Annotated in this window: 16 protein-coding genes, 3 pseudogenes and 1 riboswitch; of the genes and pseudogenes, 16 read left to right on the top strand and 3 right to left on the bottom strand. The window is 60.9% G+C overall.

The genetic code is table 11. The features are described from left to right. Positions 1–282: 282 nt before the first annotated feature. From EN818_RS34460 to EN818_RS19050, 11 genes and pseudogenes are all read left to right on the top strand, one after another. Positions 283–744 carry a hypothetical protein gene (locus EN818_RS34460; protein ID WP_306283303.1) on the top strand — a complete coding sequence of 154 codons (462 nt, stop codon included), beginning with the start codon at positions 283–285 and terminating at the stop codon, positions 742–744. A gap of 662 nt (positions 745–1,406) precedes the next feature. Beyond that, positions 1,407–1,634: a hypothetical protein gene (locus EN818_RS19000; protein ID WP_245454713.1), complete on the top strand. Its 228-nt coding sequence runs from the start codon at positions 1,407–1,409 to the stop codon at positions 1,632–1,634. 121 nt (positions 1,635–1,755) lie between these two features. Beyond that, a riboswitch (TPP riboswitch) is annotated at positions 1,756–1,872 on the top strand. 103 nt (positions 1,873–1,975) lie between these two features. Beyond that, a complete protein-coding gene (thiC, locus tag EN818_RS19005) occupies positions 1,976–3,811 on the top strand; it encodes a phosphomethylpyrimidine synthase ThiC (protein WP_126063809.1) in 1,836 nt (611 codons plus the stop codon). Beyond that, the gene (thiO, locus tag EN818_RS19010) at positions 3,808–4,809 is read left to right on the top strand and encodes a glycine oxidase ThiO (RefSeq protein ID WP_126057621.1); all 1,002 of its coding nucleotides are present in this window, start codon (positions 3,808–3,810) and stop codon (positions 4,807–4,809) included. Before thiC ends, thiO begins: the two co-directional genes overlap by 4 nt. Continuing rightward, positions 4,778–4,975 carry a sulfur carrier protein ThiS gene (gene thiS, locus EN818_RS19015; protein WP_126057620.1) on the top strand — a complete coding sequence of 66 codons (198 nt, stop codon included), beginning with the start codon at positions 4,778–4,780 and terminating at the stop codon, positions 4,973–4,975. The genes thiO and thiS overlap by 32 nt, the downstream gene beginning before the upstream one ends. A gap of 1 nt (position 4,976) precedes the next feature. Continuing rightward, complete coding sequence (locus EN818_RS19020; RefSeq protein ID WP_126057619.1) at positions 4,977–5,750, top strand: thiazole synthase; 774 nt, start codon at positions 4,977–4,979, stop codon at positions 5,748–5,750. Beyond that, the gene (locus EN818_RS19025) at positions 5,747–6,352 is read left to right on the top strand and encodes a thiamine phosphate synthase (RefSeq protein ID WP_126057618.1); all 606 of its coding nucleotides are present in this window, start codon (positions 5,747–5,749) and stop codon (positions 6,350–6,352) included. Before EN818_RS19020 ends, EN818_RS19025 begins: the two co-directional genes overlap by 4 nt. Then, entirely contained in the window at positions 6,343–7,158 is an 816-nt protein-coding gene (locus tag EN818_RS19030; protein ID WP_126057617.1) for a hydroxymethylpyrimidine/phosphomethylpyrimidine kinase, read from the top strand. Before EN818_RS19025 ends, EN818_RS19030 begins: the two co-directional genes overlap by 10 nt. A gap of 627 nt (positions 7,159–7,785) precedes the next feature. Next, the gene (locus EN818_RS19040; RefSeq protein WP_245454712.1) at positions 7,786–8,010 is read left to right on the top strand and encodes a DUF982 domain-containing protein; all 225 of its coding nucleotides are present in this window, start codon (positions 7,786–7,788) and stop codon (positions 8,008–8,010) included. A 531-nt stretch (positions 8,011–8,541) separates the two neighbouring features. Continuing rightward, positions 8,542–9,174, top strand: coding sequence for an Hsp20/alpha crystallin family protein (locus tag EN818_RS19045; RefSeq protein WP_126057616.1), 633 nt, complete (start codon positions 8,542–8,544; stop codon positions 9,172–9,174). Between the two features lie 29 nt (positions 9,175–9,203). Next, a pseudogene (locus tag EN818_RS19050) lies at positions 9,204–9,986 on the top strand (sensor histidine kinase); the annotation flags it as partial. 298 nt (positions 9,987–10,284) lie between these two features. Here EN818_RS19050 and EN818_RS19055 read toward each other — a convergent pair. After that, positions 10,285–10,567, bottom strand: a pseudogene (locus EN818_RS19055) (transposase); the annotation flags it as partial. Further along, positions 10,467–10,679, bottom strand: coding sequence for a hypothetical protein (locus EN818_RS19060; protein ID WP_126057615.1), 213 nt, complete (start codon positions 10,677–10,679; stop codon positions 10,467–10,469). The pseudogene EN818_RS19055 and the gene EN818_RS19060, both read right to left, overlap by 101 nt. Positions 10,680–10,801: 122 nt before the next feature. Here EN818_RS19060 and EN818_RS32750 point away from each other — a divergent pair. Then, positions 10,802–11,315 (top strand): annotated as a pseudogene (locus tag EN818_RS32750) (transposase); the annotation flags it as partial. 314 nt (positions 11,316–11,629) lie between these two features. On the opposite strand, the gene EN818_RS19070 reads toward EN818_RS32750, so the two are convergent. Continuing rightward, positions 11,630–14,212 (bottom strand): EAL domain-containing protein, encoded by a 2,583-nt coding sequence (locus tag EN818_RS19070; protein ID WP_126057614.1) that lies wholly within the window; start codon positions 14,210–14,212, stop codon positions 11,630–11,632. Positions 14,213–14,634: 422 nt separating this feature from the next. On the opposite strand from EN818_RS19070, the gene EN818_RS19075 reads away from it, so the two are divergent. The 4 genes from EN818_RS19075 to EN818_RS19080 all read left to right on the top strand — a co-directional run bounded on the left by EN818_RS19075 (position 14,635) and on the right by EN818_RS19080 (position 19,496). Beyond that, positions 14,635–17,106 (top strand): hypothetical protein, encoded by a 2,472-nt coding sequence (locus EN818_RS19075; RefSeq protein WP_245455307.1) that lies wholly within the window; start codon positions 14,635–14,637, stop codon positions 17,104–17,106. Further along, complete coding sequence (locus EN818_RS34330) at positions 17,087–17,998, top strand: shikimate kinase (RefSeq protein WP_245454709.1); 912 nt, start codon at positions 17,087–17,089, stop codon at positions 17,996–17,998. Before EN818_RS19075 ends, EN818_RS34330 begins: the two co-directional genes overlap by 20 nt. Beyond that, on the top strand, positions 17,967–18,428 hold the full coding sequence (locus EN818_RS33695; protein ID WP_245454879.1) for a hypothetical protein: 462 nt from the start codon (positions 17,967–17,969) through the stop codon (positions 18,426–18,428). Before EN818_RS34330 ends, EN818_RS33695 begins: the two co-directional genes overlap by 32 nt. 681 nt (positions 18,429–19,109) lie before the next feature. Then, the gene (locus tag EN818_RS19080; protein WP_095804756.1) at positions 19,110–19,496 is read left to right on the top strand and encodes a hypothetical protein; all 387 of its coding nucleotides are present in this window, start codon (positions 19,110–19,112) and stop codon (positions 19,494–19,496) included. Positions 19,497–19,505: the final 9 nt, after the last annotated feature.

Below are 19,505 nucleotides of genomic sequence, written 5' to 3' on the forward strand. Positions count from 1 at the left end.
CTGAAATCGCAGGGCAAGCAGCAATACGAAGAAAGGTCGAGGGAACGCGAACGAGATGTGTCTCGTTAGGTCGCACGTTGCACCAGGGGTGCGTCGGAAGGCACTCCGCCGTGTCCTGAAGAGGTAGCCTGCACTTGAGAATAGCCACGGTGGTACCTTATTTTCGGCTGTGAAGCACACGAGACCCGCGACGTGAGACCCAGTTGCTCAATACCCAGTTGCTGGGTGAGCGTGCATGACTGCCAACGGAAGGTCTTGCACGCACCCTCGCGATCTTGAGCAATGGTCGCCATGACTTTCTTCTTGCAGGCTTTTGAGTGGCCCAGCCTGCAATCACCAGACCCCACCGACTCTAAAGAGCGTGGCAGACGGGATAGTCGAGGTTGCCCGGCACAATTACGCTCAAGGCTTGCGCCGCCCAGAGGACACGCTGAAAAGGCAGCATGGGCGCGCAAGCACGCCATTCACGAGAGGTTCGACATGAAGACTATGCAAGAAAAAGACATTCCGGCATTCGTGCAAGCAGTTGTGGAGGCCGGCTGCAACATTTGCGCGATTGGCAACTTGGGATATGTCTTTGGCGATGCTGATTTGACGCCGGCGCAACGGAGGTCCGTCGAGCCACAGCTGCGCAGGATTGCTGAGATCTACGGCGAACGCGATCATCTCATGGACGAGATAGCTGTATATCTGCGGTCGATCGGACGCCATGTCGAGGTTGAGCCGAAGACAGGTGTTTCCTGATGGCCGCGATCGATCGCGTTCCGTAGTCGCCATTTCTATTGGGTAACGAGCAGCCGTCTTCCAACCTCTGAAACAAAAAAGAGGTGACCCCCAAAGGCCGCTCTCGAGACCGCAAGTCTGAGCCGCTAACGCATTGCGATAACCAGGCTGTCCGAACTGGGCGTCGATGCCTTCCTCGACCAGGTCGCGGTAGGCGGCGATCTCATCTACCGCATGCATAGCCAAGCCAGAGAAGTTTTCGGCAGCGGAATTCTCGGTCGCTTCCCCTTTTATGACTAGAGGGTGCGGCCGATCCGGCCGCGACGATCTCGCAGGGATTGCCATATACGGCAACACGAACACCGGCGGATCAATACTCGGATAATGGCGGCCGGCTATGTAGCGATCGATCGCGCACCAACATATCAATGCAATAGCTTAGTTGCTTTCAAAGGCGGGTCTCTACGAACTGCAAGCAAGCTAAACGATTGCGTCAACTCTTCCTCGCAGAGCGAAAACTCCGCGCCCACGCGATTTCTCTGCTGGAACAGCGGCACATCCTCAGCGCCAGGACACGGCCGCCGCCGTCGGGTTTTACGAAGCCGGTGATTGCATAAGTTGCCCGCAAGATATCATTGGTATCGGGAACGCCGCCGATGCCGCATCCTGAATAGAGCGGCCGCTTGCACCTGCCAGCCCGACGACCAGATCATATCTGCAACTCCATCTACCTGGACGTGGTGCAAATCACCTCGCTGAAGCCGCAAATCGTCGCCTTCGACCAGGATAACCACATCCGTGACCGCCTGAGCTACTCGGTCGATCTCGACGCACATGGCCGATACAGTTTTTCCATCCTTCACGAAGCGAATGAGACTTTGGCCATTCCAGCCCTGGTCTACGGGGCGTGACTTGTCCCCGATGCATGCGCGAGCTCTCCGCTCGGCCGGCCGCCGGACGTCGCCACCGGCCGAAGGCGCCCGAAGGCGCCCGAAGGCGCTTGACAAAGCAGCACCGGCCCATTCAACTTGAGGCATTCACCAGGGGAGTCCCGGTAAGGGGCTGAGATACTGCTGGCTTTCGCGGCGCAGTGACCCGTTGAACCTGATCCAGTTCATACTGGCGTAGGGACGGTGCAAGCGCTTTGCGGGAGTTTACGCCCGAGGTCCTGCTGCAGCAGGTCTACAGAAGCGTCTTTTCATCCTTCCGGCACAGAACTGGGTCTCCAATGCATGAGCAAAGGAGCCTCACGATGAATGCCCTCACCCCCGCCGTGTCGACGGGACCACTGCCCGCCTCGCGGAAAATCCACAAGCCCGGCGTCCTCTACCCGCAGATCAGGGTGCCGATGCGCGAGATTTCCGTCCATCCGACGGCCGGCGAACCGCCCGTCACCGTCTACGATCCGTCCGGCCCCTACACCGATCCATCAGTCCAAACCAGCATCGAAAAAGGCCTTGCCCGGCTTCGCCACGAATGGGTCACGGCGCGTTGCGATGTCGAAGCCTATGACGGCCGCCACGTCCGGCCGGAAGACAATGGATTCGCCACCGGCGAGCGCCTGACACCGGAATTTCCGATACGCAATCGGCCGCTCAAGGCCAAGCAGGGCAAGGCGGTGACCCAACTTGCCTATGCGCGCGCCGGCATCATCACGCCAGAAATGGAGTTCGTAGCCATCCGCGAGAATCTCGGCCGCGAGGTGATGCGCGGCAAGCTGCAACGCGACGGCGAAGCCTTCGGCGCGGCGATCCCAGATTTCGTCACACCCGAATTCGTGCGCGACGAGGTGGCGCGCGGACGCGCAATCATTCCCGCCAACATCAATCATCCCGAGAGCGAACCGATGATCATCGGGCGAAATTTCCTGGTGAAGATCAACGCCAACATCGGTAACTCGGCTGTCACATCGTCGATGGCCGAAGAGGTCGAAAAGATGGTGTGGGCGATCCGCTGGGGCGCCGATACGGTGATGGACCTGTCGACCGGCCGCAACATCCACAACATCCGCGACTGGATCGTGCGCAATGCACCGGTGCCGATCGGCACGGTGCCGCTCTATCAGGCGCTCGAAAAGGTCGGCGGCATCGCCGAGGACCTCAACTGGGAGGTCTATCGCGACACGCTGATCGAGCAGGCCGAGCAAGGCGTCGACTATTTCACCATCCACGCCGGCGTGCGGCTGCACTACATACCGCTGACCGTCGACCGGGTCACGGGCATCGTCTCGCGCGGCGGCTCGATCATGGCCAAATGGTGCCTGCACCATCACCGGGAGAGCTTCCTCTACGAGCATTTCGAGGAGATCTGCGACATCGCCAGAGCCTATGACGTTTCCTTCTCGCTCGGCGACGGCCTTCGTCCCGGTTCAATCGCCGATGCGAACGACGCGGCGCAATTCGCCGAACTGGAAACACTTGGAGAACTCACCAAGATTGCCTGGGCAAAGGACTGCCAGGTGATGATCGAAGGCCCGGGCCATGTCCCCATGCACAAGATCAGGCAGAACATGGACAAGCAGCTCGCAGTGTGCGGTGAGGCGCCGTTCTACACGTTGGGGCCGCTGACGACCGACATCGCGCCGGGCTATGACCACATCACCTCAGGGATAGGTGCCGCCATGATAGGCTGGTTCGGCACCGCAATGCTTTGCTACGTCACGCCGAAAGAGCATCTCGGCCTTCCCGACCGCAACGACGTCAAGATTGGGGTGATCACTTACAAGATAGCCGCCCATGCAGCCGATCTGGCGAAGGGCCATCCGGCAGCGAAAACCAGGGATGATGCCCTTTCGCGCGCGCGCTTCGAGTTCCGCTGGGAGGACCAGTTCAACCTGTCGCTCGACCCCGAAACCGCACGGTCCTTCCACGACCAGACCTTGCCCAAGGAGGCGCACAAGCTGGCACATTTCTGTTCGATGTGCGGGCCGAAATTCTGCTCCATGCGCATTTCCCACGACATCCGTGCCGAGGCTCAGAAGGAAGGCATGGCGGCAATGGCGGCAAAATACCGGGAGGGCGGCGATCTCTACATGCCGGCGGACGAGACTGGCGTACCGGTCGTGCCGGAGGCTCCCAAACCATCATGAGGGTGCTCGTCAAAGGGGCCGGCGTTGCCGGCCTCACCGTCGCTTTCGAACTCGCCGCCCGCGGCGCGACGGTCACAGTCGCCGAGATGCGGCATGGCCTTGGCGGCAACGCGTCGTGGTTCGCCGGCGGCATGCTGGCGCCATGGTGCGAGCGCGAAAGCGCGGAGCAGCCGGTGCTGGATCTCGGACGCGACGCTGCCGACTGGTGGGATGCGGTGCTGTCGGGTCAGGTGACACGGGCCGGGACATTGGTCGTGGCCGCGCCGCGTGATGCCGGTGAGCTTGACCGGTTCGCCAGTCGCACGTCAGGGCATAGGCGCGTCGATGAAAACGAAATTGCGCTCCTGGAACCCGACCTCGCCGGCCGCTTCCGGCGTGGATTGCTCTTCCCCAACGAGGCTCACCTCGACCCACGCCAGGCGATGGCGGCACTTCATGACAACCTTGCGACCATGGGTGTCAAATTCCACTTCGGCTGCGACGCCCGGCCTGTTTCGGGTTTCGCCCGTCAGATAGACTGCATGGGAATGGCAGCGGCCGATGACAGGCTGCGCGGTGTTCGCGGCGAAATGCTGATCCTTCGCACGCCTGATGTCTCGCTGTCGCGGCCGGTCCGTTTGCTTCATCCACGCTTTCCGCTTTATGCCGTGCCGCGCACCGATCACCGTTTCATGATCGGAGCGACGATGATTGAAAGCCAGAGCGCCGGACCGGTGACGGCGCGTTCCATGATGGAGCTGCTGGGCGCCGCCCATGCCCTCCATCCGGCCTTTGGTGAGGCCGAGATCGTTGAAACCGGTGTGGGTGTCCGTCCGGCATTTCCCGACAATTTGCCACGCGTCGAAACAGACGGTGAGATCATCGCGATCAACGGTCTTTATCGTCACGGTTTTCTCCTCGCCCCCGCCATGGCGCGCCAGGCTGCCGGCCTGGTTTTCAGTCAAGACAGAACCAAGGAGCATGCTCATGAAACTGATGGTCAACGGCGAGGCGCGTGAGATTGCCGCCACCACGCTGGCCGAGTTGCTTGCCGCGCTCGACTATGAGGGCGATTGGCTCGCCACCGCCGTCAACGGCGACCTCGTGCACAAAGCCAACCGCACGGAGTTCCAGTTGAGCGACGGCGACCGGATCGAAATCCTCTCGCCCATGCAGGGCGGCTAGCATGTTGGAGCTTTATGGAACCGAGCTTTCGTCGCGCCTGCTTCTCGGCACCGCTCAATATCCTTCGCCGGCCATCCTTGCCGATGCAGTCAAGGCGTCGGGCACGTCGGTGGTGACCGTCTCGTTGCGGCGTGAGATGGCGGGCGGTAGAGCCGGCGAACAATTCTGGTCGTTGATCCGCTCGCTGGGCGCCAGAATCCTGCCCAATACCGCCGGCTGCCTCTCCGTCAAGGAAGCCGTCACCACCGCGAAAATGGCGCGCGAGGTCTTCGGCACCAACTGGATCAAGCTCGAAGTGATCGGCAATCACGACACGCTACAGCCGGATGTGTTCGGTCTGGTTGAAGCCGCCCGCATCCTGTGCGAGGACGGCTTTGCGGTATTCCCCTATACCACCGACGATCTCGTTGTCGCCGAGCGGCTGCTGGAAACGGGCTGCAAGGTCCTGATGCCGTGGTGCGCACCGATCGGTTCCGCCTTGGGACCGGTCAACATGACGGCGCTGCGCTCGATGCGCGGATATTTCCCTGGCGTCCCGCTGATTGTGGATGCGGGGCTCGGACGGCCGTCGCACGCGGCCACCGTCATGGAACTCGGCTTTGACGCCGTGCTCCTGAACACAGCGGTCGCCAAGGCGGCATATCCGGTCGGCATGGCGCGTGCTTTCGGTAAGGCGGTCGACGCCGGTCGTGAGGCGTTCAGTTCGGGAATGCTCGAACCGCGCGACGTCGCCGTGCCATCGACACCGATGGTCGGCAGGGCCGTTTTTTCATGAAGCTCGATCCCTTTTATCTGATCGTCGACAGCGCTGCCTGGATCGAACGGCTGGTCCCACTCGGAGTCCGGCTTCTGCAACTGCGCATCAAGACCGTGGATGAGGCTGGGTTGCGCGCGGAGATCCGCACCGCGAAGGCCTTGTGTGCTCGATACCAGTGCCAACTCATCGTCAACGACCACTGGCGCCTGGCAATCGAGGAAGGCTGCGACTTCATACATCTCGGCCAGGAGGATTTGCAGACCGCTGACCTCTTGGCGATACGGGCAGCCGGCGTAAGGCTCGGACTGAGCACACATGATCATCAGGAGCTGGAAACGGCGATGGCCGCCGAGCCTGACTACATAGCGCTTGGACCCATCTATCCGACCATCCTGAAGAAGATGAAATGGGCGCCGCAAGGGGTCGAACGGATCAGCGAATGGAAGCGCCAGGTCGCGCCGTTTCAATTGGTCGCCATTGGTGGCCTCAACCCTGAGCGGCTCGACGGTGTCTTTGCGGCTGGCGCGGACAGCGCGGCGGTGGTGACCGACATCACGCTCAACGACGACCCCGAGGCGCGCACGCGAGAATGGATCGAAAAGACGGACCAATGGCGCTGAGGCGAGAACCACATGTGCTTGTCGTCGGTGGATCGGACTCCAGTGGCGGTGCTGGAATTGCACGCGATATCGAGACGATCTCTGCCATTGGCGTGCGCACCTGTCTCGCCGTCACAGCGCTAACGGTGCAAACGCATGACGCCGTGATCGAAATCTATTATTCGCCACCTAGCCTGGTGGCCAATCAGATGTGCGCCGCGCTGCAGGCCAACGACGTGGCCACAATCAAGATCGGCATGCTGGCGACTGCCAAGATCATTGTTGCCGTTGCCGCAGTGCTGCGCAAATTTCCGCATGTCCCCGCAGTACTCGACCCTGTGCTGGCCTCCACCTCAGGCCGCGCACTTCTGCAAGCAGGCGCTATCGCTGCCATGAAGCGCGATCTTATGCCGCTTTGCTGCATTGTCACGCCCAACCTCCCTGAACTGGCGCTCCTTAGTGGCTCCGAACTGGCAGTGGATGAGGACGGAGCGCTCCAACAAGGAAAAAGACTGCTGGCCGCCGGCCCTCAAGCCCTGCTGATCAAGGGTGGGCATGCGTCGGGAACCCGGTCGACCGATATTCTGTTACGCTCCGGGCACGAACCCATCCGCTTCGATGCACCGCGCCTTGCCACATCGATGCGCGGGACAGGTTGCATGCTGGCCAGCGCGATTGCGGCGCATCTGGCGAAGCCGAAGCCGCTCGAAGACAGCGTGCGCGAAGGCAAGCTGTTTGTCTTGGAGAGGCTTCAGAAATGCCGGCTGAATAACCACAGCGTTCTGCGTCCAGCCAAGCAGACCCATTTTCCAGAATTTTTCCCGTAGCGAGACTAGAGAAGGGGCTACTGCTTCTCTATGCCATCCTCACAACGCGTTGAGTTTCTCACTGCCAATTATGCGACTTTCGAGGTGCAAATAGCGAATATCGAGTTCTTAGTGACAGAAACGACCGGAATTGGTTGCGTGGATCACCAGGTCGCTACCGATTGGGTCAGCGACTCAATAGAACGTCACATCTCTGTCCACACTCGAGCTTATTTGCCGCAAACGCGTCGAGCCCCGCGTCAATCGGTCTTATAATAGTATCCGGGGCAGCTCCAAAGCTGTGGCATCGGCTACCCGCCGGCCGTGGCGCTTGCTGTTCGAGCGTCGGACGCCGCCTGCCATTGAACATCTGATGGGCTATTGGGTGGCGGCGACACACTCATCCAGGTGCAACTGGCTTTTTCAACTCGGGAACCAGCAGAAGCCTTCGCTGCGTCGCAACATTTGGATTATGTCGTACAGCCCGATCTTCCAGAGAAAACAAGACCTAACGTTCGAAACCTGTCACGCAACCAACCACCGAATGAAAGATCCAGCGTGCGATCGCAGGGAGGTAAGAATAACCGGTCTGGCTTTCCTATCGCCGGTCCAGGTTAAGACCAACGACGTCGTCACGACATCAACACAGTGCGCGAAGCGCTCGTATTCCTGAATCAGTGGCCAAAAGCGCGTCGGGGACCGGTATTCAGTTGCGCGGTGAGAAGCAGCAACGCAGCGATCGCCGGACAGATGACACCCGAGCAGGCGCGGCAAGCATTGTGGGATTTGCCAGGATTGCCGGCGTGCTGGCCAAATCTGATTTCGTCGTTGGTGGCGACTGATTTAAAGCTGCAGGAAGATCACCGCCGGTAACGCGTTGGCCCGCTGCTCGCCAAGACGGAAAGAACGCCGCCTTGTGAGTTCCAATAATGGGCGATGCGGGAATTGCACATGTCTGTGCCCATCTGTCCGGCCGAAATGCAAATGGCGTCACTGGCGAAGGTCAGCGAACGCGGCACGCAGGGCTGGATTCTTTTGACTTGCGGCAAGCCGACATAGGTGCTGGCTTGATGTCTCGGTCACTGCGACGTGTCATGCCGATTCATTCGTCAGCTACCATGACGATGCGGCGCGTCGCCTGCGATCAGTTGATCGAACCGCGGTGCAATTCGGGACGCTTCGTCGATCCCGACAGTTGCGCAAAGGGAAGCCAAATCAGCGACTAGAGGCAACGTGGCTACGGATTCGAAGGGACCCCGCTGTTGCCGAAGAGGTGACTGGTGGAATGTCAAAGATCACCTCGTGAAAGGCCATTTGGGGCCACCTAATGATAAAGCCGGATGCCGCTATCGGGTCCTGGCACGGGAATGACGGTCCGGCCCTACGGTGGATCGAGTTCGGTTCATGTCGCTTCGCAAGGAGGATGTGTTCCGGCGTCTGCCCGAACCCCTCTTTCTCGCATTCTGCGAGGTTGCGCGATCGGGCCGCTCGGTCTCTGTGCTGATCGCCCCTCCTGTTGCCATCGATCGATTCCGCTTCCGGTGCGCACGCACGTGTCGCGCGTGGCAATCATGCAAGGTCGTGAATCATAGGAGGATGTACATGCTTTTGTCGGATTTCGGCCGCATCGGGTTCGATCCGTTTGTGGAAATGCGGCGCATGCAACAGGAAGTAAACCAGCGTTTGGCCGGGCTGACCGCCAGCGCCGCTCAGGAGTTTCCGCCGATCAATCTTTGGACTGGCGAGGACAGCGTGGCGGTGGCCGCGGAACTGCCGGGGATATCACCTGACGAAATCGGCCTCACGGTGCGCGAGAACATTCTGACATTGAAGGGAACGCGCGAGCCTCGAACGGAGGACGAGAAATCCGTCTGGCACCGCCGTGAGCGCGCCTATGGGACCTTCTCCCGGACAGTGCAATTGCCATTCCGCGTCGACCCGGAACGGGTCGAGGCGCGTTTCGCCAACGGGCTGCTCGAAGTCGAGTTGCACCGGCCGGAGGCGGATCGGCCGAAGAAGATCCAGATCAAGGGATAGAGGGAGGCAAGCATGGCTCAGGAACGCGGATCGGCCGTCGCACCATGCTGCTCAATGCCCGCAAGGTGCTTTACGACCATAGTTCGGCCATCACCATCCTTCTCGCCTTCAATGACATAACGGCCCGTCGTATCATCGAGCGGGAGAAGGAAGAACTGCTCGGTCGCACCGAAGACCTGCTTCGGCAGAAAGACGTCCTGCTGCGCGAGATGGAGCATCGGGTTGCCAACAGCCTGCAGATCATTGCCTCGATCCTGTTGCTGAAGGCACGCTCGGTGACGTCGGAAGAGACGCGCCAGCATCTCAAGGACGCCCATCAGCGCGTTCTGTCCGTGGCCGAGGTGCAACGCCATCTCCACACCTCCGCCGGCGTCGACGAGATCGATGTCGGCTCTTACCTACCGAAATTGTGCAGCAGCCTCGCCTCGTCGATGGTCGGCGAAGCCCAGCCGATCACGGTCACCGTAATGGCCGAAGGCGGCAGGATAGATTCGCAAAGGGCAGTCAGTCTGGGACTAATTGTCACCGAACTCGTGCTCAACGCCATCAAATATGCTTTCCCCAAGAAGAGAACCGGCGCTCGCATCCAGGTGAGCTACGAGACCGCGGGCAGTGACTGGAAACTGACGGTTTCGGACAATGGCGTCGGCAAGATCGCCAACGACGTACCGGCTACCGGACTTGGAACAGCCATCGTCGAAGCACTGGTGAAACAACTGGAGGCCAGGGTGGAGATTATCAGCGATATTGACGGCACCAGCGTGTCGGTCACCCGGGCGACGTTCACCTCGCGCGTGCCGCGAGCGGCGTAAAAACCGTTACTACGATGCTGCCTTCCGGACATCGCCTGATGTCCAGGGGATCTTCTGCCGCCACGGCCTTGTCCCCGGAGCGCAGGACTGCCAGTCGCATCGCATAAGCCGAAACCTCTCAGTCGGTTGAGGGCGCTTCCGATGGCCAAGATCCGCTTTTTTGGCGTTCAGCCGGTGGGACCAAGCTCTGAAGCTGACGCTGCGCAGGTCTTTGCGTGGATGACTCGGTGCGGTCGGTAAACTCGAAGTGGCGGTTGTGTGCGTCAAGTTCTGCAAAATGGGGCGGCCACGATGCTGGTCATGCGGCTTGGCGTAGAGCGAGCTTCTTGTGCTCGCGCAGGTCGTCAATGTTGATGTAGGGCCTCCATCCAGTTTTCGTTGGTTTCGACAGCCGGCGCCCTGACGAGGCGCAGGCAGCTTTCGGCGTTGGGGAAGATGCGCACGACATAGGTGCGCCGGCGGATTTCCTCATTGAGCCGTTCAAGCATGTTGGTGCTCTTGAGATGCTTGTGATGCTGGCGCGGCAGGCAAAAGAAGGTCAGCGTGCGCTCGATGGTCTCCTCCACCGTCGTCCATCTCGGCCTCGAGCACCTCCTGCATCACCGCACGGATCATTTCGTGAAGTCCGTCCGGGTCTGAAAGCAGAATGTCTTTGACGGCAGCGCTGGCGGTCTTACTTTCAATCTTGGTCATGGTGGCGTTCCTTCGCGGGAATCGGCGACATGAACAATCACCAGATCCCATGGCGACGGATGGATAGCGGCGCGTGCTCTGGCAGAGTGACGCTGCTAACAAACACCCCGCGGAGGAACACCATGCATGTAGTGGCCGACCGATCCGAAACTCTGACTGCTATCCGGACTGGTCTGGGCGCAATCTTCGTATCGCTGGAGCTCAGCCGTTCAACCTGGCTGATCTCGTCGTTGTCGCCAGGTGGCGGCGAGAAGTTGTCGAAACACAGTGTCCCCAGTGGTGATTTATCCGCCTTGTTCCGTCGCTTCGATAGCGTGCGAGAGAAGGCAAGAGCACGCATGGGGCCAGACTTCCCCGTCGTCGCTATCCAGGAAGCCGGGCTCGATGGCTCCTGGATCCATCGGGTTCTGAGCAAGGCGGGGATCGAGAGCTACGTCGTTGATCCCGCTTCTATCGCAGTGTCTCGTCGCAGTCGCCGAGCCAAAACCGATAAGATCGATGGTGAAACGCTCGTCTCTCCTTGCCTTCAAGCGAGGCGAACCGCGCATATGTGCAATGGTCAAAGAGCCAACACCGGAGCAGGAGGATCGCCGGCGTATCTGTCGTGAACGCAAGGTACTGACGACCGAACGGGTATATAAAACGCCGCTCACTCAGAATGGTCTCGTCGCCCGAGCCCAGCGGCCGTAGGCGGGATGTTGGTGCAGCCGTGAAGAGCAGCGACCGAATGTGAGGTTGATCTGCTCGGTTACGAGCAGAGTCCTGCAAGTCGGGTTCAACCTGGATCCCATAATCGATATGACAAGCTAATCCCACTTTGACCGGCGCTCAGCACACCTAATTTCGAGCCGCGCCGACCTACACACCCGCTATCGACATGATCCGAGTGGCGGCCTGAACTAGGCCGGCAAACTCATGTTCGTTGGCACTGTTTTTCGCTTGCATCCCGGTTAGGCGGGGACAGACGCCCTACTGCGACGCCTGCCCGGCTTGTCCGTGTCTCGCTCGCCTGACGTTTCGGGTTCGGTCTCAATGATCTCGCCCGCCACCACGGCGCGGGTCCGCTCCAGCATCGCGGGGATGTCCCGCGCGGGCAGCGGGCGGCTGAGCAGGAAGCCCTGCGCCTCGGTGCAGCCTTCTCTTCGGACCCGTTCCAGCTGCTCCACGGTCTCGACGCCCTCGGCGGTGGTCTGCATCCCGAGGCTGTTGCCGAGGCTCGTGACCGCTCGAATGATGGCGACGGAACTGTCGATATCTCCGGCGTCCGTGATGAAGGATTGATCGATCTTGATCTTGTCGAATGGGAACGAGCGCAGATAGCTCAAGCTCGAATATCCGGTTCCGAAGTCGTCCATCGCGATATGAACGCCGAGCATGTGGATATGTTGCAGCATCGAGAGAGTCGCCTGGCTGTTGGCCAGCAGCACTGTCTCGGTGATCTCAAGCTCAAGCCGGCTGGGGGGCAGTCCCGAGATATCCAATGCCTCGACGATGGTGGAGAGCAAGCGCGCGTTGCGAAATTGCGCCGGGCACAGATTGACGGCGACCTTGATGCTACCGGGCCAGCTTGCCGCGTCGAGACAGGCTTGCTTGATAACCCATTCACCGATCGGGACGATGAGGCCGATGTCCTCGGCCAGCGGGATGAATTCTCCCGGGGATACGATGCCGCGCGTCGGGTGATGCCAGCGCAGCAGCGCCTCGAAGCAGCTGACCTCGCCGCGGTCGAGATTGAGGAGCGGTTGGTAGTAGATTTCGAACTGCTGCCGCACCACCGCTTCGCGCAGGTCGAGTTCGAGAAACCGCCGCGCCTGCATGCGCGCATCCATTTCCGGTTCGAAGAACCTGTAGGTTCCGCGGCCTTCCGCCTTCGCCCGGTAGAGCGCCATGTCGCCGGTCTTGAGAAGTTGGTCGGCGTCAATGCCATCGTCCGGCGCGATCGAGATGCCGATGCTGGCGCTGATCATAACCCCGTGGCCATCGACGACATAAGGTGCGCTCAGCCCATCAATGACCCGTTGGGCAAGAGCTGTCGCCTCGACCGGCTGATCAACCGCGGTTTGAATGATCACGAACTCATCGCCGCCGAGCCTTGCCACGGTGTCGCCTTCACGGGCCACCTGTTTCAGTCTGGCGGCGACCTCCTTCAGCAAGGCGTCGCCAACCGGGTGCCCCAGCGTGTCGTTGACCATCTTGAAATGATCGAGATCGAGGCAGTGGAAAGCAATCTTGCTACCATCACGCCGCATCTCGACCAAAGCCTCCTCGGCGCGTTCGCGGAACAATATGCGATTTGGAAGCTCGGTAAGTCCGTCGTGGCGCGCCATGTATGAAATCTTGGCTTCGCTCCGCCGCAAGTCGGTCACGTCATGGTGAGTGGCAAGCCACCCGCCGCCCGGCAGTGGCTGATGGATGAGGTCGATGGTGCGTCCGTCCCTGAGTTCCACCAGGCTCACCGTCCGCTCTGCGCGATCGATGGTCTCCGTCAGCTGCTGCACATACTTTTCCGGGTCATGGCCGGCATAGAGGCCCGCCGCGATCCGGAACCGCATCAAATCGATCCACGGCGTGCCGGGACGAGTCAGGGGCTCCGGCACATGGTAGAGATCGGCGTAGCTTTGGTTGCACAGAACCAGCCGCCTCTCCGCATCGAACATGCAAAGCCCTACGGGCATATTGGCGGCGGCCGCGGCCAATTGCTGCCGCTCCAGCTCGGCTTCTCGGGCCAAGGCATCGCTGCGCTCCAGGCTGGCCCGGTAGCCGGCAAAGGCCGAGAACAGCACTCCAACCTCGTCCTGCCGATCCCTTTTCAGCGCAATGAGACTCGAACGGCGCTCGCCCTGCGCCAAGCAACGCATCGCCTCGGTCACGGCGAGGATCGGCTTGCTGACATTGTGGCGTATCCAGGCGACAAGCCCACCAAGACACCCGGCGGCAAAAAGAACTGCCAGCCAAGTCAATCTTTGCGCAACGGTGTAGGTCCTGTCCGCCATCACCGCCGCGGCCGTGCTGCGCTCGTTGGTGAGGGCCAGCAGGTCGTCCAATCGCTGCGTGGCGGCGGCAACGGTCGGGAGCGATACCGTCTCGAACTCCTTGACAGCCATTGTTCGCCCTCCTGTTTCGAGGAGCGGGAAAATCGATGTCAGGGAATCTTCGTAGGCCGTCCATAGGTTGACGAACTGGTCGAACAGCTGCTGCTCGGCCAGCGATCCGGCACTCCGGCGATAGGCGCGCCGACCTTGCAGTATTTCGTCGCTTTCCCTCGCCATCTCCTTCTCAATGCCGGCTATCTGCGCAGCCTCGGCAGTGCGCACGCGCAACGTCGCATAGAGCTGGTGTTCCGCGAGGTTGCGCTTCATCTCGCCGACGATCTGGACCTGGGGCAACCAAACGCTGGTGATCTCGCTCGTGACCTTGTTGAGTGATCGCAGTTGCGCGACCCCAAATACTCCCACGGCCACGACGCACAGCAGCGCCAGCCCAAAGCCCAACGAGAGCTTGGTCCCGACGCTAATGTCCTTTAGCCCTCTCATCTAGAAAACTGCAAACGCAAGACCAGTCCTCGTCAAATAGCATCGAGCTTTAGCGAATAGTAAAAGTATTCCTAGTGTCGCGTCTAAGGTATTAATGCTGGCTTAAGACTGCGTAATCCCCTAGAGGATCGACCAAACCACGTTGTAAAAGGCCGGCGGATGAAGCTCACCGATTTCCATATGATCCGATGACGGGCCTACAATGAGATCGAGGTGCTCGCACCTAGTCTTGGAAGCCGCTTGCAGCTTCTTTCACCGCACCGTGGGATCGGCCTTCGATCCCCTTCGAATGTAGCGAGGCCAGCCCATATTATGCACGACGATGGGGCTTTGAGGCTGGCAGTCGAATCTATGATCGGCAGTGTTCATCAGCCGAGGAAGGAGCGCCGCGGCGCGCGCCGAGGCGGTGCGCGAACTCGAGCGTGATCGCCGAGATCGAGGCGAAGGAGCCGCTCGAAGCGCTCGACACCTTCATGGCGCAGAACGCATCGATGATCCAGGCCCAGCATGCAGCCTCCAGCTTCGATGTCCATCGGGTCCTTCAGGCCATGGACCACGAGCCGAGACCGCCGCAAGGCGATGCCGGACTGATGCGGCTGCCGGTGGTCGACATGCAAGGCCGGCCGCTGGCCAGCGAAGCCGAGTTGCGCTATTCCATTTTCCACCGCTTGACCTCGGGCGCGGTGAAGGTGGTGGCGGTGCAGCTAAAGGGAACTCCGACTGGAGCCATGCTGACACGCACGTTCACCGTGGAGGGCGTGCCCTACCGCATGGACCTGTTCGGCGGCAGCAAACTGAAGCCGCCGCAAAAGAGCCTGAACCAGCTTGCCTCTCACCTGCCTTTCACGGCCGCAGAGGCCCCAAGCGGCAAGCTTTTGGCGATCCCCTATGCCGAGACGGCTCCGGGTACGGCCTTTGAGCAGCTGTCGCGGGCCTGGGCGCCGTTCAAGGAAGCCTATTACTATACCCAGCGCCGCGGATTTGCCGCGCCGCCGGGCATCCCCGACATTGGCCCCCATGATTATGCGCTGGAAGGGTGCTTCAAGCTGTCCCTTCTGCCCGACCATCCCGCAGGCGCAGTGCATCCCTTCCGGTTCGAGGGGCGAGACGGCGAGATCGCCTTGCGGCCGCATGACGGCTGCGGCTTCATTAGGGCCTCACTGGCCGAGCGCATGCCGTCCATTGCCCGGGCTCGCCACGACGCTCCCGAGCGGATGCCTGCCTATGCCGATAAAAGGCAATCGGCGGTACCGCCCTCGGCGCTGCAACATTATCCGCGTAGCGTCGAGGTAGCACAGGAGACCCGCGAGAAGGCTCAGGCTTGGCTCGAAACCCATCAAAGCCTCACCGCCGAGGAGCTGTTCCGGACGGTCACGGGCGGGCATATCGAGGGTTCGAGCGCTATCGCCGTGCCGTCCAGCGACGAATGCCTGCATGTGCCGACGGGCAAGAGCAAGACCTTGACCCGTGACGCTGGCGTGCTTGTCGGACGCTCCCCCTATGACAAGCCCAACCTGCGCCCGTTCGCCGCCGACCGGGTCAGGTCGGCGCGCGATGGCGACCGGACCGCGGCGTTCCTGGATCGGTGCGTGGCCTTCCAATATAGCTTCAACTTCGCGCACAGGTCGGGGGCTGGGCTTGCCGCCGACGATCCGACCTTCTTTGCCAAAGGCATCTTGATCGTTGTGCCCGACGAAATGTGGCCGGCGGACTTCGCCGAGCGCGGGGTCGTGATGTCTGCCGAGGACGTAAAGTGCCATTCGTACTGGCTGGAGGAAAAGGACCGGGTCAAGGCCGACACCGCGCTCGAGTGCGTCGGCATCCTGCAGGCGACGGAGGTGTTCGCGCCCGGCTCTTTGGTTGCGGTTCCAAGCGTCGAACAAAAAATGCTCGACGGCGATTTTGATGGCGACACCGTCGTCATCATTGGCGACCAGCCTCGCCTTTACGAGCATGTGCGCCAGTTCGACGCGCAGCTGCAGGCGCGCGGCATCGCCTCGATGAAGCCGCCGAAGTCGCACACGCCGGCCATTGAGAAAAGCGGCTACCAGTTCACCCGGTCCAAGCAGATCCTGTCGGCCACCGGGCTGGTGCTGGAGACCTACAGCTGCCTGCAGCGCAACGTGCTGGCGCAGCCGCTGGAGGCGCAACGCTGGTTTGCCGAGCGTGCCATCTTCGGCACCTACGAGGGCATTCATAATGAGCTCAAGGCCGACATCCGCGCACTGTTGCAGGAAGATCGGCCGGATGGCCAGGCCCTCCATGAGCTCATCGCCAGGGCGAGGGAAGACAGCAAGGCCGCCAGGCATCCGGTGGCCTGCGAACTGGCCGCGTTGTTAGTGGCCGAGCTCCAGGACTGGAACCTGCAGCTCAATAGCGAGCCGGCTCATGAGCAGTCGGAAGTCAAGCTGCATGAAAGCGCCATCAATCTGTTGAGCGTCGGCATCAAGGTCGGCACTGACGCCTACAAGTCCGATACCGGTGCGCGGGTGTTCATGCAAAAAACCACCGAATTGCAGCGGCTCTTGGAGCAGAGGCCGGGCTTCAAGTCGGCGCCATATGTCAAGGCGCAGGCGGCAAAGCTCCACCAGGGCCGGTTCGACGTCGATGGCAGCCTGGCGGATCTGAAGGACAACCCCACGCTGGCGGCATCGGTCATGGAGGCCTCGATCAGACTCGCCGTCGAAAAGCGCATTCTGCTCAGCGCCTTAGCAATCTCGGCCGAAGACGACCGCGCCAGCACGATAACGCTGAGCAGCGAACAGGCCCTTGAGCGGGCCAGGCTCGAAGCCGCCCCCGCCGAAGCGCAAGAAAGCGCGATTACCAAAAATTGTGCATGCGGTTGCCGAGCTTTTGCGGCAGGACGGCATCGAGGTGAAGGTGCCGCATCTTGACCAACGGTCGGGCGGGCAGGTCTGGATAGCCGACGAGTTGACCGGCCAGAGCGTGAGCACGGCGCCGGAGGCCCAACTGGTCACCAATGCCGTGCGCCATGTCTTCGAGATCCCGGACGAGGCTTTTACGCGCGCCTTCAGGAAGGCGGCACTGGCCTTCGAGGAGCGGGACTGCAGCGAGGTCGAGACCACCAACTGGGTCATCAGGATGGACAGGCCGCGGTTACGCGGCGTTCACACGGCGTTCAGAACCGCGCAGAACTATCGCTTCGAGGTCGAGTTCCCTACGCCGGCCAGTTATCGGGCCGAGCTCGCGCACCGCGCGCAGAGCTCACAGCTAGTCCCCATTCCCCGTGGTGCCTGGGAGATATTACACTGGGACTCGTCAGGAGAAAGCAGGTCGAGGGCGGCAGGGACCTCCAGGTCGCCCATCGTCGCAAGACAACAGATTGCGGTCGCTCGCTCGCCGCAAGCCGGCGAGATCCTCGCGGCCCTCGGTACGCGGCCGGTCGTGCTCGTCGGCATGCCGGCGAGCGGCAAGTCGACCATCGGCGCCCAGCTTGCCAAGGAGTTGGGGGTGGAGTTTGTCGACATCGATAAGCATATCGTCGCCGATCACGGCAATCTGATGGAGATGTTCGCCGACCCTGGCCGTGGCGAGGCGCACTTCAGGGACCTGGAGACCAAAGAGCTCGCCAAGCAGCTGGAGAGAGGCCCCATCGTCATCGCAACCGGCGGCGGCTGCTTTGGCAAGGAGTCCAATCAAGCCCTGATTCTTAATAAGGCGAGGTCGATCTGGCTCGACACCCGAGCTGAAAGAGCTCCGCAGGCGCCTCGAGAGGGACACCAGCCGGCCGCTGCTGCAAGGCGCCGACATCGAGCAGAAGGTTGACCAGCTGTACGAAGAGCGCAGTCCGTTCTACCAAAAGGCCGATATCAGGTTGCCCCTCGTCCCGCCCTTTCAAAAAGACAAGAAGGACGCCCGCATTTGCGTGAAGGAACTCTACGCTTTCCTGTGCAGCGACAGAGAAGCCGCTCTGCCCGCTGCCGAGATATCACATGTCTCCGGTGCTTCCGGCACCGCCATCAGCATGTCCCCAACAGCTCAGCGCATGCACGATGATCATCACAACGGCTACGATTGCGGGGGCGGCGTCGTGGAAACCATCCAGGCGCCGGCGGCACTATTGAGTGAAAGGGAACGGCCGCCGCTCCTCGACACCCTCACCGCCGACCCGCAGCCTTTGCTGGCCGGCAATAACGCACGAGCGAATTTAGCGTCTTCCACGAGAAGCAGGGAACGCTCAAGTCGAGGACGATAGCTTAGGCGTCGCAGGTTTGGTGCAGGGTGCGGGTTCGCACCGAATGCTAATAAAAGTGGGAAACGCATGCATAAGTCGTGAGAAGCCTGATGGCCGAGTTGATCCGGCCTGGATGACACAAACGTACAAAGACGAACCGCCGGTGCCGGGTCGCGCGCCAAATCCTGGTGATCGACCGGAAAGGATCAGCTCCGAGTCTAAACGGCATCGTCAACTTAATGAAGCGCGGATACTATGACAGAGTGACCCAATCCACCGCCGCGCCATTGCGTCGGTTTCGACAGATAAGATGGATTGGGCAGGCGAGCTCAAAAGAGCGATTGTAAATCGCAGTTGTAGCAGTGTAACAAACTGCGTAACAAAAAGCGCGAAAAGATTAGCATTTTCAGCAGGATAGGCGTGAAACCGAATCCCTCCCTCTCCGCCAAGTCGCAGCTCAGCGGGCTGCCGCAATCGGTCCCTTCCAGCAACTATCCAACGCGATCGCGATCAACTAGCCGAGCCGGCAGCTTCAGCATCAGGCGACGCGTGCCCCAGTTCGCCAGATGGAGATGAAGGTCGAACCAGCGTTCCATGAGTTCGCTTACCTTGGGCCACGTGCTTGATCCGCCTTTTCCTTGCTGATCTTATGTGCGTTCCGGCGAGCGATACCTTGCCGACTCATGACAAAGTCCAGCAAGCATGAAACCGGATCAGCGGGCAAGAAAGTGGATCGAAAAGAAGGCCAAGAAGGGGGAGGCGCCTACCCCACCGGCACTATCGCCTTCTGGCCCTGACAATGTCAGCGCCACGAAGCTGGCCGTCGGCATTGTCCGCGCTCCGCATTCCGAGCCGACCGAATTGCGCCGCTGGTTGATGGAAACCGGTGACATGCAAAAGAGCGGAACGATTTTCGCCGAGATCGCGGCGTTCCTGAAGGAGCGGGAGGTGCATTCCGTGGTCATGGCCGACAGAATCATTGGTTGCCCGCATGAGGAGGCGATCGACTACCTGGAAGGGGGCGTCTGCCCTCACTGTCCCTATTGGGCGGGCGGGGATCGCTGGACGGGGAAGTTGGAAGCGAGTTGAAGCCTCGCA

The sequence above is a fragment of the Mesorhizobium sp. M3A.F.Ca.ET.175.01.1.1 genome (assembly GCF_004791945.1).
Taxonomy (GTDB): Bacteria; Pseudomonadota; Alphaproteobacteria; order Rhizobiales; family Rhizobiaceae; genus Mesorhizobium.

Coding starts and splice junctions, on each gene's coding strand:
- EN818_RS19080 (WP_095804756.1), top strand. CDS start 19,110: ATGAAACCGGATCAGCGGGCAAGAAAGTGGATCGAAAAGAAGGCCAAG.
- thiO (WP_126057621.1), top strand. CDS start 3,808: ATGAGGGTGCTCGTCAAAGGGGCCGGCGTTGCCGGCCTCACCGTCGCT.
- EN818_RS19025 (WP_126057618.1), top strand. CDS start 5,747: ATGAAGCTCGATCCCTTTTATCTGATCGTCGACAGCGCTGCCTGGATC.
- EN818_RS19060 (WP_126057615.1), bottom strand. CDS start 10,679: ATGACCAAGATTGAAAGTAAGACCGCCAGCGCTGCCGTCAAAGACATT.
- thiC (WP_126063809.1), top strand. CDS start 1,976: ATGAATGCCCTCACCCCCGCCGTGTCGACGGGACCACTGCCCGCCTCG.
- EN818_RS19030 (WP_126057617.1), top strand. CDS start 6,343: ATGGCGCTGAGGCGAGAACCACATGTGCTTGTCGTCGGTGGATCGGAC.
- EN818_RS19045 (WP_126057616.1), top strand. CDS start 8,542: ATGTCGCTTCGCAAGGAGGATGTGTTCCGGCGTCTGCCCGAACCCCTC.
- EN818_RS19020 (WP_126057619.1), top strand. CDS start 4,977: ATGTTGGAGCTTTATGGAACCGAGCTTTCGTCGCGCCTGCTTCTCGGC.
- EN818_RS19070 (WP_126057614.1), bottom strand. CDS start 14,212: ATGAGAGGGCTAAAGGACATTAGCGTCGGGACCAAGCTCTCGTTGGGC.
- thiS (WP_126057620.1), top strand. CDS start 4,778: ATGAAACTGATGGTCAACGGCGAGGCGCGTGAGATTGCCGCCACCACG.
- EN818_RS34460 (WP_306283303.1), top strand. CDS start 283: ATGGTCGCCATGACTTTCTTCTTGCAGGCTTTTGAGTGGCCCAGCCTG.